Origin of the sequence: Streptomyces sp. NPDC050564 (assembly GCF_044457265.1) — a bacterium.
Lineage (GTDB): Bacteria > Actinomycetota > Actinomycetes > Streptomycetales > Streptomycetaceae > Streptomyces.
The window spans coordinates 81,809-97,376 of sequence record NZ_JBITGS010000021.1 but is presented as its reverse complement, the minus strand read 5'-3'; the positions used below and the strand labels follow the sequence as shown (position 1 = coordinate 97,376).

Here is a 15,568-nt window from a genome sequence, read left to right as displayed (position 1 = left end):
AAGGAATGGTTCCGTCAGCCTAAGGCCCTGAAGGACCGTTCACGCGCCGTTGAGATTGGCCGACCTGGTCGACGGGGCAAGCAGTGGTTGTACGGCTACGAGGAGGTGGCGGCGACGGATGTCGAGCTTGTCGAGAGCGAGGGTGGCCCGGCGCATCGCGGCGGGCGCGGCGTACGGCGGCGGCGGTATCGGCCTGGTCGGGGCGGCCGCCGTCGGTCTGGTGCTGGCGGAGGTGCAGCTGGCGAAACGCCATGTGGGCAACGGACACAGTCACGCGCCCCGCGCGGACGGCCTGTACGGCTACGCGTACACGGGTCCTGACGCGCCACCGCTCCGCCTGACCATGCTCGGCGACTCCACGGCCGCGGGCCAGGGTGTGCACCGGGCCCGCCAGACGCCGGGTGCACTGCTGGCTTCCGGACTCGCCGCGGTGGCCGAACGGCCGGTGGAGCTGTGCAACGTGGCACTGCCCGGGGCCCAGTCGGACGACCTGGACCGCCAGGTGGCACTCGCCCTCGCGGACACCTCGCGGGTACCCGACATCTGCGTGATCATGGTCGGCGCGAACGATGTGACGCACCGGATGCCGCCGACGCGCTCGGTGCGTCATCTGTCCTCGGCGGTACGGCGGTTGCGCACCGCCGGTGCGGAGGTGGTGGTCGGCACCTGCCCCGACCTGGGCACGGTCGAGCAGGTCCAGCAGCCGTTGCGGTGGCTGGCGCGGCGGGCGTCCCGCCAGCTGGCCGCCGCGCAGACGATCGGGACGGTCGAGCAGGGGGGCCGCACGGTGTCGCTGGGCGACCTGCTGGGCCCCGAGTTCGAGGCGAACCCTCGCGAACTCTTCGGGCCCGACAACTACCACCCCTCGGCGGAGGGGTATGCCACGGCGGCGATGGCGGTGCTCCCGACGGTCTGCGCGGCGCTGGGCCTCTGGCCGGCGGAGGAGGAGCGCCCGGACGTCTCGCGTCACGAGGGCTTCCTGCCGGTCGCCCGGGCGGCCGCCGAGGCCGCGTCGGAGCCCGGCACCGAGGTCACCGCCGCCATGCCCACGGGCCCGCGCGGCCCCTGGGCCCTCCTCAAGCGCCGTCGGCGGCGCCGCCTCCCGGCCACCGACCCGGCTCCGGCTCCTTCCCCGTGACGCGGGGTTCCCCGCGCCTTTCAGGGGCGCGGGGAACTGCGCGACAAGCCCCCACCCACCCGCGGCCGAAGAAACAACCCAGGGGGTTTGGGGGCGGAGCCCTCAAGGAACGGGACGGGTAGGGGCAGAGGGGGCGAAAACCACACCCCCGCCACCCCCACCCCTCAATGGCGCCCCCGCCAGAGAAAAGCAAGCGCTTAGAAAAGTGCGGCCGGAGTCACACACCGATAGCGGTGACCTCGCGGGTACGTACGGGTAACTTCCCACTCAGCCCAGCGATTCCCCCCGTACGCCAATGGAGCCGTGATGCCCGAAGCCGTGATCGTCTCAGCCGCCCGCTCCCCGATCGGCCGCGCCTTCAAGGGCTCTCTGAAGGACGTACGCCCCGACGACCTGACCGCCACGATCATCCAGGCCGCCCTCGCCAAGGTCCCTGAGCTGGACCCGAAGGACATCGGCGACCTGATGCTCGGCTGCGGCCTCCCCGGTGGCGAGCAGGGCCACAACCTCGGCCGCATCGTGGCCGTACAGATGGGCATGGACCACCTCCCGGGGTGCACCATCACCCGTTACTGTTCCTCCTCCCTCCAGACCTCCCGCATGGCCTTGCACGCCATCAAGGCGGGCGAGGGCGACGTCTTCATCTCGGCGGGTGTGGAGATGGTGTCGCGGTCCGTCAAGGGCACCTCCGACGGGCTTCCGGACACCCACAACCCCCTCTTCGCCGAGGCCGAGGCCCGCACCGAAGCCGTCGCGCAGACCGAGGGCTCGACCTGGCACGACCCTCGCGAGGACGGCCTGATCCCGGACGCGTACATCGCGATGGGCCAGACCGCCGAGAACCTGGCCCGTCTGAAGGGCGTCACCCGCCAGGACATGGACGAGTTCGGCGTCCGCTCGCAGAACCTCGCCGAGGAAGCCATCAAGAACGGCTTCTGGGAGCGCGAGATCACCCCGATCACCACCCCCGACGGCACGGTCGTCAGCAAGGACGACGGCCCGCGCGCCGGCGTCACCCTGGAGGGCGTGCAGGGCCTCAAGCCCGTCTTCCGCCCTGACGGCCTGGTCACGGCCGCCAACTGCTGCCCGCTCAACGACGGCGCCGCCGCGCTCGTCATCATGAGCGACACCAAGGCCCGCGAGCTGGGCCTCACCCCGCTCGCCCGCATCGTCTCGACCGGCGTCACCGGCCTCTCCCCCGAGATCATGGGCCTCGGCCCGGTGGAGGCCAGCAAGCAGGCCCTCCAGCGCGCCGGCCTGACCGTCGACGACATCGACCTGTTCGAGATCAACGAGGCGTTCGCCGCCCAGGTGATCCCGAGCTACCGCGACCTGAACATCCCGCTGGACAAGCTGAACGTGAACGGCGGCGCCATCGCCGTCGGCCACCCCTTCGGCATGACCGGCGCCCGCATCACCGGCACGCTCATCAACAGCCTCCAGTTCCACGACAAGCAGTTCGGCCTGGAGACGATGTGCGTCGGCGGCGGCCAGGGCATGGCGATGGTCATCGAGCGCCTCAGCTAGTCCCGGACGGGTAACCGCAGTTGAACCCAGCGTCACCGAATCGGCTCAGAGCCCCGTAACACCGGGACTCTGGGCCGATTCGTGATCCAATCCCCCCCAAGATGTGACCTATGTCCCTCGGGAGGGGTGTTTACGCAGCTCAGAGGCACTGCGCGACTAAACATCAGGGCCAAAGTCCTGTCCCTTTCGTGACGTTACGCACTGACAGCTCGGTAGTCCGCCCTTCAAGCTGATGTAGGAAGTCGGGGGGTCGACTTTGGAACCGGGAGTACGTCAGTGAGCGCCATGCCAATTGCTTTGCTGCTCACCACCGCCGCCACCGCGGCCGTGGGCGTCGCCGTTCTGCGCACCTTGCAGGGGCTGCGCCGGCAGGTCGCGGCCCTGCACACCGAACTCGCCGAGAGCCGCGTCGGCGCCGCGCGCGGCCTCGTGCCCGCGGCCCGCACGGCCGCGGACACGGACGAGATACGCGCTGCCGTCGCCGAGGCACTCGCCGAGGAGCGGGAGCGGGAGCTCGCCGAGGCCCGGGCGTTCTGGGCCGCCCAGGAGGCGCGCGACGCCACGGACATGCCCTCGCTGCTCGGGCTGCCCGACAGCGACCTGTTCCTGTCGCGCCCGTCGGACTTCGTGGGCCTGGAGCCCCTGGAGCCGGTGACGGAGGCCGGCCTGGACGCCGAGGAGTTCGCCGGGGACTCCCCCGAACTCGCCGCGGCCCGCCGCCGCCACCCCTCGCACCCCGACTTCGTCCCGGTCCAGTCGCCCGTCGTGAACGACCATGAGCGCACGGTGGCCTGCCTGGAGGAACTCGCCGAGTCCGGCACGGAGCTGGCGGACGTCCGACCCGGCCCCCTCGGCACCCTCGACGTCTACGTCTTCGCGGACGGTACGACCCTGTGCATGACGCCGGGCCACCGCGAGACCGCGGAGCAGCTGGCCGCGGCCCTGCGCGCCGGCGAGACCCCGGTCCTGCTCGGCGGCTCCGGCGTCTCGGGCGCCTACGCCCTGACCTTCGCGTGCGGCGAGGAGAACGTGTACATCCTGGCGGACCGCGTCATAGCGTCGCTGTAGGAGGAGCGCCCCGTCCGGGGCGCGGGGCCGTGACACTGTGCGGCTCCGCCGCGTGGGCGCGACCAGCCACAACGGATCCGCAGCCGAACCAGCCACAACAGGCCCGCAGCCGAAAGAACCGCCCGCAGTTTTCCGCACCACCCAGCGGAGCGCCCGCGTCGGAGTCGATTCAGACTCCGGCGCGTTTCTGTGCCTCCGCCACGAGGGTCACCGCCTGCGCCAACTCCCCCTCATCTTTCAGTGCGACCGCCAAGTCGTGCGCGGCGACAGTGATCTGATCCGCCGCCGCGAACATCCCCGCGTCGGGCATCTCGCGGGGCTCGCCCGAAGGATCCTCCAGACGCTGGGCGCGGCGCGCCAACTCCCTGGCCAGCCCCAGTGCCTCGGCGGCGGCCCCCCGCTGCAGCCTGCTCTGTGGCGCGGCCCTCAACCGGTCGGCGAAGTGATCCACGGCACGGGTCAAAGGCGTCGTATCAAGCACGCGGCGAGCGTACGCGTCGCAGCAGGACTGTTGCCAACAACCCAACCCTCAGGCACGGTGGCGTGAAGGACCGGCTTACATCCCCTTTGCGTCCGGAGGCGCCGATGTCCCAAGTCTTCTCCGAGGAGACCCATCGCAATATGCTCGCCCGCATCCCCCACTGCACCGGTCGTGAAGTCTCCGACTGGCTTCGCACCGTCGACGAAGGCCCCGCTCTCTTCCGCTTCGAGGAGAAGGTCAGCTGGCTCCGCGCCGAACACAATCTCGCGTACGGCCACGCCAAGGCGATCATTCACGAGTACGACCTGAGGAGGGCCGCGCGCAAACTGCTCTGAGCGCGCACCACCGAGACGACAGGCATCCGACGACAGAACAGCGAAGGGCCCGCGAACCACTGGTTCACGGGCCCTTCGGTCACCTGCTGACGGCACGTACCAGGTACGCACTACCGGTCATGACCGGCCTGTTCCGTCGTTCTAGTCGTCGCCGCTGAAGATGGCGACCAGGCGCAGCATCTCGACGTAGATCCACACGAGGGTCAGGGTCAGGCCGAACGCGGCCAGCCAGGCCTCCTCCTTCGGCGCGCCGTAGGCGATGCCGTCCTCGATCTGCTTGAAGTCGAGGGTCAGGAAGAACGCGCCGATCAGGATCGCCAGGATGCCGACGATCGCGCCGAGCGGGCCCATGCTGCGCAGTCCGCCGTCCCCGGCGACACCGAAGGCGACCAGCAGCAGGTTCACCGCCATGACAACGATGAAGGCGATGGCGATGGCCATGCCGATGCGCGCGTACCGCGCGGTCACCCGGATCCAGCCCGCCTTGTAGACGAGGAGGGTGGCGCCGGCGACCGCCATGGTGCCCAGGACAGCCTGGAAGGGCGCGCCCGACCACCGGCTGTTGTACATCTCGCTGATGACCCCGAGGAAGACGCCCTCGAAGGCGGCGTAACCGAGGATCAGCGCGGGCGAGGCCGTGCGCTTGAAGGACTGCACCATGGCCAGCACGAAGGCGACCAGGGCGGAGCCGATGGCCAGGCCGTAGCTGGTGGACGACACCGGCAGCAGCGCCCAGGCCAGGATGGCGCCGACGGTGACGGTGCCGAGCGTCATGGCCGAGCGCATGACGACGTCGTCCATCGTCATACGGCCGGTGGTGGTGACCGGGGCCTGCGGCGGAGCGCCGTGCTGCAGGTCCTGCTGGGCGTACGGGTTCTGCGCGTAGGGGTTGCCGCCCTGCTGGGCGTACGGGTTGCCCTGGGCGTACGGATTGCCCTGGGTGCCGACAGCGGGTCCCCCGGCCTGCGGCGCCGCGTTGAAGCCCGCGTAGCCGCTGTCGCGGCTGAACCCCCGTCGCGAGAAGACCGGGTTACTGCTCCTCATTTCACTCCTCCATGGCCACCCTGCGTGGCCTTGGGCTCAAGAGTAATGGGTAAGCAAAGGATTGACCCTACTGCTTGGGGAGGATCTTTCCCTTGTGGTGCCACGGTACGCGTGTGTCCCACGCCCTGCCCGCACTGGTACGAAGCCGTGACACCACCACGTGTGCCCTCTCAATCCACCCCGACCCCCTCTTATTCCGGTTACTCCAGGGGAAAGCCCGTGTAGCCCTCCGCGAGGTCGGTCTCGGCCGCCCGTGTGTTCGCGACCCGCTCCAGGCGGGCCAGCTGGATGCGGTCCTCGAAGGGAGTCGCCTCAGGGTCGCTGTGCAGCAGGGTCGTCATGTCGTACGAGAACCGCTCGGCCTGCCAGACACGGCGCAGACAGGTCTCGGAGTAGAGGTCGAGCAGCTCGCTCGAACCGGTCTCCTTCTCGTACGCCAGTGCCCGCGCGAAGGTGACTACGTCGCCGACGGCGAGGTTGAGCCCCTTCGCGCCGGTCGGCGGCACGATGTGCGCCGCGTCCCCGGCGAGGAAGACCCGCCCGTGCCGCATGGGCTCGTGGACGTAACTGCGCATCGGGGTGACGGACTTGGAGGTGATGGGCCCACGCTCGAGCCGCCAGTCGTCGTCCGTCGCGAAGCGCCGCTCCAGTTCGTCCCAGATCTCCTCGTCGCTCCACGCCTGGGCGTCCGTGCCCTGCGGTACCTGGAGGTAGAGCCGGGAGACGGCGGGCGAGCGCATGCTGAGCAGGGCGAAGCCGCGGTCGTGGCGGGCGTAGACCAGCTCGTCGTGCGAGGGCGGGACATCGGCGAGGATGCCGAGCCAGCCGAAGGGGTACGTCCGTTCGAAGACACGAGAGAGCTCGGCCGGCACGGCCTTCCGGGCGACGCCCCAGAATCCGTCGCACCCGACGACGTAGTCGCACTCGAGTACGTCCTCGCGCCCCTCGTACGAGAACCGGACCCGCGGACGCGCGCTCTCGGCGTCCTCCACGGCGAGCGCCTCGGCCCCGAAGAGCAGCGGGCCGCCCTCCTTGAGCTGCAGGGCTATCAGGTCCTTGCACACCTCGGTCTGCGCGTACACCATCACGGAACGCCCGCCGGTGAGCGCGGGAAAGTCGACGCGGTGCCGCTTGCCCGCGAACCGCAGCTCGATCCCGTCGTGCCGCAACCCTTCCCGGTCCATCCGCTCCGCGGCCCCGGCGGCCCGCAGCACATCCACGGTCCCCTGCTCCAGGATCCCGGCCCGCTGCCGCTGCTCCACATACGCCCGGTCCCGGCTCTCCAGCACCACGGACTCGATCCCCGCGTTGTGCAGCAACCGCGCCAGCAGCAACCCGGCCGGCCCGGCCCCGATGATCCCGACGGTGGTACGCATCGGCACGCCCCTTCGCGTTCCTCTGTTCGTCCAGTGAAATTTTTTTCACCATTTTCTTAAGGGAGTGTCCGACCGCATGCGCGTGCTGTCAACGGTCGACGGCGAAGTCCTCTGTCACCGGGATCTGTGTCACCGGCCCGCTCGGAGGTCAGGACGGCGGCGGGTCGGGGCGGTCACCGGTCGGCGTACAGCGCCTCCAGTTCCCCCGAGAGCGCCGCGCGTACCTGGCGGGTGGTCTCGTCGACCAGCACTTCGGGTTCGTCATCGAGCAGCGCCGCCATCGTCTTCTCGGCCACGTCGGACGCGAGGATCTTCGGAGAGTCGATCTCCGCCGCCAAGTCGGTGTCGACGTAGCCGGCATGCACGCCGACCACCAGCGTGCCCTGCTCCCGCAGCGCCAGTCGGAAGGCGTTCGTCAGCGACCACTGGGCGGACTTGGAGGCCGCGTAGCTCGGAAGCCGCCTGTTGGCCACCCACGACGCCACGGACAGCATGTTGACCAGCGCTCCGCCGCCATTGGCCGCCAACACGGGCGCGAACGCACGCGAGACGGCCCAGGTGCCGAAGTAGTTGACCTCCATCTCGCGCCGGGCACCGTCGAATGACCCCTCGAGGAGGGACGGGCCACCGGCGACCCCGGCGTTGTTGACGACGATGCCGACATCGTCGGCGGCCTGTGCGGCTGCGGCGACCTGCTCCTCGTCGGTGACATCCAGTCGCAGCGGAACAAGTCCGGGGCCCCGGACGGTCTCCGGCTCCCGGGCGCCGGCGTAGACCTTGGCGGCGCCGTGAGCGAGCAGTGCCTGGGCGAAGGCCAGCCCGATGCCGCGGTTGGCTCCCGTGACCAGGGCTACCGAACCCTTGATGTCCATGATCATCCTCCCTGCGAGTGGATGTGGAGGACTCCTTCCTTCCGACGCTAGGCCCCGGACAGCGACTGCTCCACCCGACGCCTGAGGACGCCTGAGGACGCCTGACGGCACCTGACGGCACCTGACGGCACCTGACGGCACCTGACGGCACCTGCCGTCGATACCTCTTCGCGCGCTCGATGGCCGAGCCGCACGTGCCGGACGTGCCCGTGGCCGTCCGGTGAGAACGTGGCAGGGCTGTCCGTCACCAAGCCGTGCGCGCATGCCGCGCAAGTCGACGAGGGACGCCGCGAACCAGGGGAGGGGACGCGAGGGGACGCCCTCCGGGGAGGGCGACAGCAACCAGAAATGCAACCAGCGGGCCACGTTCGGAGTACTCCGACTGTGGCCCGTGCCTGCGTTGCAGGTGCGGGAAGTGCCCGGAACCGGACTTGAACCGGTACGCCCGCGAGGGGCAGCGAGGTTTAAGCTCGCCGTGTCTGCATTCCACCATCCGGGCAGGCCATGGGCTCCGCATCGAGGTTCCGAGCCTATCGGGGCGCATCCCTCGAACAGCGGACGGGCGGCCCGATGTTGTCTTATTTTATTGACGCCTGAGGGTGCATCAGCCCTCGGTACGGGCCATCCGCACTTGCCAACAGCCTTTCGGACGCTCCGGGGCGGCGTCTGCGGAATGACGGAATTTCACCCTCCGAACGCACCGTTGGAAGGTGCGACCTCCACGAGGTCGCCCCCGCGGGTGCCGTGGCCCTACCCGGAGACCGCTCAGGGGAGTCCTGTCATCCCCAGGTATGACACGACCGCTCCCGGTCCGACCGCAGGCTGCCCCCGGAACCGGAACAGCGGCTGACTACATGTCGCGGATCGCAACCGACGATGGGACACGTCCCCCAGAAACGTCGTCGTCCCGACAGGAGCACCCTCCCGTGACCACCACTCCCCTCGCCGGCCGAACCACCGCTGTGGCAGCCCGTGCCACGGAACTGTCGAAGGTCTACGGACAGGGCGAGACCCAGGTGGTCGCCCTCGACCGGGTCACCGTCGACTTCCGTCAGGCCGAGTTCACCGCGATCATGGGCCCTTCCGGGTCGGGCAAGTCCACGCTGATGCACTGCGTGGCGGGCCTGGACACCTTCAGCAGCGGCTCCGTACGCATCGGGGAGACCGAGCTGGGCTCCCTCAAGGACAAGCAGCTCACCAAGCTCCGCCGGGACAAGATCGGCTTCATCTTCCAGGCGTTCAACCTGCTGCCGACCCTGACGGCCCTGGAGAACATCACGCTTCCCATGGACATCGCGGGCCGCAAGGCGGACAAGGCGTGGCTGGACACGGTCATCAAGATGATCGGTCTCGCCGACCGTCTCGGCCACCGCCCCTCCCAGCTCTCCGGCGGCCAGCAGCAGCGCGTCGCCGTGGCCCGCGCCCTCGCCTCCCGCCCGGACATCATCTTCGGCGACGAGCCGACCGGAAACCTCGACTCCCGCTCCGGCGCGGAGGTGCTGGGCTTCCTGCGCAACTCCGTACGGGAGTTGGGGCAGACCGTGGTGATGGTGACCCACGACCCGGTGGCGGCGGCCTACGCGGACCGTGTCGTCTTCCTCGCGGACGGGCGGATCGTCGACGAGGTGTACGAGCCGACCGCGGACTCCGTCCTGGACCGCATGAAGCAGTTCGACGGCAAGGGCCGCACGAGCTGACCCACCGGTCCCGGTCCCAGCCCCCGTCCCGCAACGGCCGACCGGGGCCCGATCGCCCGCGCCCACCCGTCGACGCAACCCTCCTGGACTGAGAAACCCATGTTCCGTACCGCCTTGCGCAATGTATTCGCGCACAAGGCCAGGCTCCTGATGACCGTGCTCGCCGTGATGCTCGGCGTGGCGTTCGTGTCGGGGACCCTGGTCTTCACCAACACCATCTCGGACGCCTACCAGAAGAGCTCCGCCAAGGGCTTCGACCAGGTCGACGTCGCCATCCAGCCGGAGAGCCGGGCAGACGAGGGCGACACCGTCGGCAGGACGGCGAAGCTCACGCAGCCGCTGCTCGACAAGGCCGCCGAGGTCCCGGGCGCCGCCTCCGCCATCGGCGTCGTGAACGGCTTCACCGCCATCGCCGACAAGGACGGCAAGCTGATCGGCGGCGGCTTCCAGTCGCAGGGCGGGAACTACTGGGGGGCCAAGGACCCCCGGTATCCGCTGACGAGCGGTCACGCGCCCAAGGGGACGGGCGAGGTGGCGATCGACTCGGAGACCGCGAAGCGCGCGGGCTACAAGGTCGGCGACACCGTACGGCTGTCCGTCGACGGGCCCGTCCTCACGCCCACTGTCACCGGCATCTTCACCACCGACGACGGAAACGTGGCCGCGGGCGGCAGCCTCGCCCTGTTCGACACGGCGACCGCGCAGAAGCTCTTCCACTCGGTCGGCTCGTACGACGAGATCGACGTGAAGGCGGCGCCCGGCACGAGCCAGACCGCGCTGCGCAACGCCCTCGACGACGTCGTACCGAAGGACGTCGCCTCCACCACCACCGGGCAGCGGCTCGCCGACGACCAGGCCGAGCAGATCTCCTCCGCGATGAGCGGCATGAAGACGGGCCTGCTGGTCTTCGCCGGCATCGCGCTCTTCGTCGGCACGTTCATCATCGCCAACACCTTCACCATGCTGGTCGCTCAGCGCACCAAGGAACTGGCCCTGCTGCGCGCCGTAGGCGCCTCCCGCAAGCAGGTCACCCGGTCCGTCCTCGTCGAGGCGTTCGTGGTCGGCGCGGTCGCGGCGGTCGCGGGTCTGGCCGCGGGCATCGGCATCGGGGCCGGGATGCGCTCCCTGATGGGCACGCTCGGCGCCACCGTGCCGGACGGACCGCTGGTCATCTCGCCGGGTACGGTCGCGACGGCCCTGCTCGTCGGCATCCTCATCACGATGCTGGCCGCGTGGCTGCCGGGCCGCCGCGCCGCGAAGATCCCGCCGGTCGCCGCGATGAGCAGCGTGCACGCGAAGGCGACGACGAAGTCCCTGGTCCTGCGGAACACGATCGGGGCCCTGTTCGCCGCCGCCGGCGTCGCCGTGGTCCTCTACGCGACGACCATGGACGGCTCGGACGGCCAGGCCCCGATGGGCTTCGGCGCGGTCCTGCTGATCATCGGCGTCTTCGTCCTCACCCCGCTGCTGTCCCGCCCGCTGATCGCTGCGGCGGCCCCGGTGCTCCGCGTCTTCGGGGTCTCCGGCAAGCTGGCCCGCCAGAACTCGGTCCGCAACCCGCGCCGTACGGCCGCCACCGCCTCCGCCCTGATGATCGGCCTCACCCTGATCACCGGCATGACGGTGATGGCGGGCAGCCTGCAGAAGTCGATCGACAAGATGGCCAGCTCCGCGCTCAAGGCGGACTACGTCGTCTCCATGGCGAACGGCAACTCCCTCTCGCCGGACGTCGAGAAGAAGCTCGCCGGGGTCGACGGGGTCACGGACATCAGCTCCCTGCGCGACGCGCCCTCACGCATCGACCGGCAGACCGAGTTCCTGACCGGCGTCAACGGTGCGGCCATCACCAAGCTCACCGACCTGACGATCAGCGACGGCTCCTTCGAGGTCGGCGGTGAGCGGATCGTCGTCGACCAGGACACCGCCAAGTCGCACGGCTGGAAGGCCGGTTCGGACTTCACGGTCTCGTACGAGGACGGGAAGAAGGGGAAGCTGTCGGTCGCCGGTGTCTACGAGGGCAACGAGATGATCCACGGCATCATCGTGGACAACGCGACGCTGTCGCCACACCGGACCGACACCGCCTCCGACATGCAGGTCATGCTGAAGACGTCGAACGGCACGTCGGACGCGGCCAAGAACAAGCTGGAGAAGGCCCTCGGCGACAACCCGGCCATCAAGGTCCAGGACAAGCAGGACATCTCCGACGGCATCGCGCAGATGTTCACGCTGATGCTGAACATGCTCTACGGCCTGCTCGCCATGGCGGTCATCGTCGCCGTCCTCGGCGTCATCAACACCCTCGCCATGTCGGTCTTCGAGCGCTCGCAGGAGATCGGGATGCTGCGCGCGGTCGGCCTCGACCGCAAGGGCATCAAGCGCATGGTCCGCCTGGAGTCCCTGGTCATCTCGCTCTTCGGCGGTGTCCTCGGCATCGGCCTGGGCGTCTTCTTCGGCTGGGCGGCCGGTGAGCTGCTGGGCAGCAAGATGGCGACGTACGAACTGGTCCTGCCCTGGGCCCGGATGGGGATCTTCCTCCTCCTGGCGGCGACGGTCGGCGTCCTGGCGGCGCTGTGGCCGGCCCGGCGGGCGGCTCGTCTGAACATGCTGACGGCGATCAAGTCGGAGTAGCCCGTCCGGGCGGTACGAGAAAGGGGCCCCTTTCCGGACGGAACGGGGCCCCTTTCTCGTAGGGAGGACTCTCCCGCGTACGGTCACGCCCCCCAGGTACGCGCGCGCAGCGGCATCCCGGAGGCACCGGAGGCCTCCGGTGTCCTGACCGCCAGTACCTGGTTGACGCCGATGCGGTTGCGCTCGAAGGCGACCGCGCTGGCCGCCATGTACAGCCGCCACACGCGGGCCCGCGGGGGGCTGGTGAGCTTGACGGCCCGCGCCCACTGAGCCTCCAGGTTGGCGACCCAGCGGCGCAGGGTGAGCGCATAGTGCTCGCGGATGGACTCGACGTCGCGCACCTCGAACCCGGCACGCTCCAGCTGTGTCACGGTCGTCCCGATGGGCGCGAGCTCGCCGTCCGGGAAGACGTACGCGTCGATGAACTCGTCCACGGAGTATGCCGATTCGTCGCGCCGCGGCGGCCGCGCGATCTGATGGTTGAGCAACCGCCCGCCGGGCTTGAGGAGTTGGTACAACACCTCGGCGTACTCCAAGTAGCGCTCGGCGCCGACGTGTTCGGCCATCCCGATGGAGGAGATGGCGTCGTAGGGTCCGTCGGCGACGTCCCGGTAGTCCTGGACGCGGATCTCGACCTTGTCGGTCAGCCCCTCGTCGGCGACCCGCTTGCGGGCGTACGCGGCCTGTTCCTGCGACAGGGTCACCCCGACGACACTCACGCCGTGCTCGCGGGCGGCGTGGATGGCCATCGAACCCCAGCCGCAGCCGACGTCGAGCAGCCGCTGTCCGGGCTTCAGATCGAGCTTGCGCGCGATGAGTTCGAGCTTGTCGTGCTGGGCCTCCTCAAGCGTGCCGCCGTTCTCCCAGTAGGCGCACGAGTAGACCATGGAGGACCCGAGGACGATCTCGTAGAAGTCGTTCCCCACGTCGTAGTGGTGGCTGATGGCTCGCTTGTCGCTGCGCTTGGTGTGCAGGTGGCTGCGTCTGCGGACCTCCTCGCGGGGCGGGGCGGGCGGCAGCGGAGGCCCGGCCATCTTCACCAGCCCCCGTACGGCGGCGCGCACCTCGGGGTCGCGCAGCGCCTCCCCGACTCCCCTGGCGTCCTCGCCCCGATCCCACACCAGCCCGGACATCAGGTCCAGGGCGGTGTACAGGTCGCCCTCCACCCCGAGGTCTCCGGCGACCCAGGCCCGGGCGAGCCCCAACTCGCCGGGCTTCCACAGCAGACGGCGCAGGGCCCTTCGGTTGCGCACCACGAGGGCGGGGGCGCTGGGGGGGCCTGCTTCCGAGCCGTCCCAGGCGCGGATGCGCAACGGGAGCGGGACCCCCAGCAACTGTTCGACAAGGCTCTTCAGCCGCAGCGCGGCGTCCTGCATGGCGTACACCTCCGAGACAACACTCCCGAACGCTCCAACACCACGTAAACACCAACCGGCCTGCTGCGCAGTCCCCCTTCCGCGTTACAGCTGAGCAAAATAGTTGTAGCCGCCACGCGTTTTTCGCCCCCGCCACCCCTGCCCATTCCCATATCCGGGGGGCTCCGCCCTCCAGACCCCCCTGAAAGACTGGGCAGTTCCCCGCGCCCCTCACAGGAGCGCGGGGAACTGTGCGATCAGCCCCCGCCGGGCCGCGACAAAGGAACCACTCCTCCGGGGGGACGCCGAAGGGGCCGCCCGCACCACGGATGGCGGACGGCCCCTTCGGGGCGTTCAGTGACCGGAGGTCAGGAGGCCTTGGCCTTCTCCTCGGTCTTGACGGCGGGCGCAGCCGCGGCGGCCGTCGGCGCCGGCTTGGCGGCCTCGTAGAACTCCTCGCGAGGAGACTCCATGGCACCGAGCGAGACGACCTCACGCTTGAGGAACATCGCGAGCGTCCAGTCCGCGAAGACGCGGATCTTCCGGTTCCAGGTCGGCATGGCCATCCCGTGGTAGCCGCGGTGCATGTACCACGCCAGGCGGCCCTTGAGCTTGATCTTCATCTTGCCCATGACGATCATCGCGACGCCCTTGTGGAGGCCGAGACCGGCCACCGCACCCTTGTTGGAGTGCGAGTACTCCTTCTGCGGGAAGCCCCGCATGCCGGAGACCACGTTGTCGCCGAGGACCTTCGCCTGCCGCAGCGCGTGCTGCGCGTTCGGCGGGCACCAGGCGTTCTCGACACCGGCCTTGCGGGCAGCGACGTCCGGCACCTGGGCGTTGTCGCCGGCGGCCCAGATGTAGTCCGTGCCCTGCACCTGGAGGGTGGTCTGGGTGTCCACGTGACCGCGCGGGCCGAGCGGCAGACCGAAGCGGGCGAGAACGGGGTTCGGCTTGACGCCGGCCGTCCACACGATGGTGTTGGAGTCGACCTCGAGGCCGTTCTTGAGGACCACGTGGCCGTCGACGCAGGAGTCCATGGACGTCGAGAGGTAGATCTCGACCCCGCGGCTCTCCAGGTGATCCTTGCCGTACTGGCCGAGCTTCGGGCCGACCTCGGGAAGGATCTTGTCCGCGGCGTCGACGAGGATGAAGCGCATGTCCTCGCGGGACACGTTGGTGTAGTACTTCGACGCGTCGCGGGCCATGTCCTCGACCTCGCCGATGGTCTCGGCACCGGCGAAGCCACCACCGACGAAGACGAAGGTGAGCGCCTTGCGGCGGACGTCCTCGTCGGTCGTGGAGTCGGCCTTGTCGAGCTGCTCAAGTACGTGGTTGCGCAGGCCGATGGACTCCTCGATGCCCTTCATACCGATGCCCTGCTCGGCGAGGCCGGGGATCGGGAAGGTGCGGGAGACCGCGCCCATCGCGATGACGAGGTAGTCGAAAGGCAGCTCGTACGCCTCACCCACGAGGGGGGCGATCGTGGCGACCTTGCGGTCCTGGTCGATGGTGGTGACCCGGCCGGTGAGGACCTCCGCCTTGGGGAGCACGCGTCGCAGCGGGACGACGACATGCCGCGGGGAGATGCTGCCGGCGGCGGCTTCGGGGAGGAAGGGCTGGTAGGTCATGTACGACCGGGGGTCGACGACCGTGACGGTCGCCTCTCCGTAGCGCATCTTCTTGAGAATGCGCCGAGCTGCGTACAGGCCTACGTACCCACCGCCTACTACGAGGATCCTGGGACGCTCCGTGGTGCTCATGCCATCGAGTATCCACCCGGTCATGGGGGGTCGCTCGTGCGCCCCTTCACAAGCTTGGGCAGGCCCTCTGCTACACTGCGCGACCCACGTGACCCAGGTCATGGTGACAACGAGGAACCACTGTGCAGTGCGGACCGTTGTCAACACCGCGTGAGCTGCCGCTCCGGCCTTTCGAACCGACCGGACCAGGCCCCTGTTTCACCTGTCGGCCACGCCCTCGCAACGCTCCTGTGAGCACGTTCCCAGGCCGCTTGAGCCCCCCACGGTGACCCCAGAGGCCC

Annotated in this window: 12 protein-coding genes and 1 tRNA gene; 6 read left to right on the top strand and 7 right to left on the bottom strand. The window is 69.5% G+C overall.

What is annotated here, in order from left to right:
• Window positions 1–118: 118 nt before the first annotated feature.
• The 3 genes from ACIBK0_RS30545 (at window position 119) to ACIBK0_RS30535 (ending at window position 3,733) form a co-directional block, all read left to right on the top strand.
• A complete protein-coding gene (locus tag ACIBK0_RS30545) occupies window positions 119–1,138 on the top strand; it encodes an SGNH/GDSL hydrolase family protein (RefSeq protein WP_399087013.1) in 1,020 nt (339 codons plus the stop codon).
• A 306-nt stretch (window positions 1,139–1,444) separates the two neighbouring features.
• On the top strand, window positions 1,445–2,665 hold the full coding sequence (locus tag ACIBK0_RS30540; protein ID WP_399087011.1) for an acetyl-CoA C-acetyltransferase: 1,221 nt from the start codon (window positions 1,445–1,447) through the stop codon (window positions 2,663–2,665).
• Window positions 2,666–2,950: 285 nt separating this feature from the next.
• Complete coding sequence (locus tag ACIBK0_RS30535; protein WP_399087009.1) at window positions 2,951–3,733, top strand: hypothetical protein; 783 nt, start codon at window positions 2,951–2,953, stop codon at window positions 3,731–3,733.
• Between the two features lie 169 nt (window positions 3,734–3,902).
• Here ACIBK0_RS30535 and ACIBK0_RS30530 read toward each other — a convergent pair whose 3' ends face one another.
• Complete coding sequence (locus tag ACIBK0_RS30530) at window positions 3,903–4,214, bottom strand: hypothetical protein (protein ID WP_399087008.1); 312 nt, start codon at window positions 4,212–4,214, stop codon at window positions 3,903–3,905.
• Between the two features lie 104 nt (window positions 4,215–4,318).
• Between ACIBK0_RS30530 and ACIBK0_RS30525 the strand changes: the two genes are divergently transcribed.
• Window positions 4,319–4,549: a DUF4287 domain-containing protein gene (locus tag ACIBK0_RS30525; RefSeq protein ID WP_033323288.1), complete on the top strand. Its 231-nt coding sequence runs from the start codon at window positions 4,319–4,321 to the stop codon at window positions 4,547–4,549.
• A gap of 141 nt (window positions 4,550–4,690) precedes the next feature.
• On the opposite strand, the gene ACIBK0_RS30520 is transcribed toward ACIBK0_RS30525, so the two are convergent.
• The 4 genes from ACIBK0_RS30520 to ACIBK0_RS30505 all read right to left on the bottom strand — a co-directional run bounded on the left by ACIBK0_RS30520 (window position 4,691) and on the right by ACIBK0_RS30505 (window position 8,340).
• Window positions 4,691–5,593 carry a Bax inhibitor-1/YccA family protein gene (locus tag ACIBK0_RS30520; RefSeq protein WP_399087005.1) on the bottom strand — a complete coding sequence of 301 codons (903 nt, stop codon included), beginning with the start codon at window positions 5,591–5,593 and terminating at the stop codon, window positions 4,691–4,693.
• Window positions 5,594–5,793: 200 nt separating this feature from the next.
• A complete protein-coding gene (locus ACIBK0_RS30515; protein WP_399087003.1) occupies window positions 5,794–6,969 on the bottom strand; it encodes a 4-hydroxybenzoate 3-monooxygenase in 1,176 nt (391 codons plus the stop codon).
• 173 nt (window positions 6,970–7,142) lie between these two features.
• Window positions 7,143–7,841, bottom strand: a complete 699-nt coding sequence (locus ACIBK0_RS30510; RefSeq protein ID WP_399087001.1) for an SDR family oxidoreductase — start codon at window positions 7,839–7,841, stop codon at window positions 7,143–7,145.
• 416 nt (window positions 7,842–8,257) lie between these two features.
• Window positions 8,258–8,340, bottom strand: a tRNA-Leu gene (locus ACIBK0_RS30505).
• 427 nt (window positions 8,341–8,767) lie between these two features.
• Here ACIBK0_RS30505 and ACIBK0_RS30500 point away from each other — a divergent pair.
• Window positions 8,768–9,538, top strand: a complete 771-nt coding sequence (locus ACIBK0_RS30500; protein WP_399086999.1) for an ABC transporter ATP-binding protein — start codon at window positions 8,768–8,770, stop codon at window positions 9,536–9,538.
• A 99-nt stretch (window positions 9,539–9,637) separates the two neighbouring features.
• Window positions 9,638–12,169 (top strand): ABC transporter permease, encoded by a 2,532-nt coding sequence (locus ACIBK0_RS30495; RefSeq protein WP_399086997.1) that lies wholly within the window; start codon window positions 9,638–9,640, stop codon window positions 12,167–12,169.
• 83 nt (window positions 12,170–12,252) lie between these two features.
• On the opposite strand, the gene ACIBK0_RS30490 is transcribed toward ACIBK0_RS30495, so the two are convergent.
• Complete coding sequence (locus ACIBK0_RS30490) at window positions 12,253–13,545, bottom strand: class I SAM-dependent methyltransferase (protein WP_399086995.1); 1,293 nt, start codon at window positions 13,543–13,545, stop codon at window positions 12,253–12,255.
• 347 nt (window positions 13,546–13,892) lie between these two features.
• Window positions 13,893–15,287, bottom strand: a complete 1,395-nt coding sequence (locus tag ACIBK0_RS30485; RefSeq protein WP_399086993.1) for an NAD(P)/FAD-dependent oxidoreductase — start codon at window positions 15,285–15,287, stop codon at window positions 13,893–13,895.
• Window positions 15,288–15,568 lie beyond the last annotated feature (281 nt).

Coding starts and splice junctions, on each gene's coding strand:
- ACIBK0_RS30515 (WP_399087003.1), bottom strand. CDS start 6,969: ATGCGTACCACCGTCGGGATCATCGGGGCCGGGCCGGCCGGGTTGCTG.
- ACIBK0_RS30520 (WP_399087005.1), bottom strand. CDS start 5,593: ATGAGGAGCAGTAACCCGGTCTTCTCGCGACGGGGGTTCAGCCGCGAC.
- ACIBK0_RS30510 (WP_399087001.1), bottom strand. CDS start 7,841: ATGGACATCAAGGGTTCGGTAGCCCTGGTCACGGGAGCCAACCGCGGC.
- ACIBK0_RS30485 (WP_399086993.1), bottom strand. CDS start 15,287: ATGAGCACCACGGAGCGTCCCAGGATCCTCGTAGTAGGCGGTGGGTAC.
- ACIBK0_RS30495 (WP_399086997.1), top strand. CDS start 9,638: ATGTTCCGTACCGCCTTGCGCAATGTATTCGCGCACAAGGCCAGGCTC.
- ACIBK0_RS30525 (WP_033323288.1), top strand. CDS start 4,319: ATGTCCCAAGTCTTCTCCGAGGAGACCCATCGCAATATGCTCGCCCGC.
- ACIBK0_RS30535 (WP_399087009.1), top strand. CDS start 2,951: ATGCCAATTGCTTTGCTGCTCACCACCGCCGCCACCGCGGCCGTGGGC.
- ACIBK0_RS30540 (WP_399087011.1), top strand. CDS start 1,445: ATGCCCGAAGCCGTGATCGTCTCAGCCGCCCGCTCCCCGATCGGCCGC.
- ACIBK0_RS30545 (WP_399087013.1), top strand. CDS start 119: ATGTCGAGCTTGTCGAGAGCGAGGGTGGCCCGGCGCATCGCGGCGGGC.
- ACIBK0_RS30490 (WP_399086995.1), bottom strand. CDS start 13,545: ATGCAGGACGCCGCGCTGCGGCTGAAGAGCCTTGTCGAACAGTTGCTG.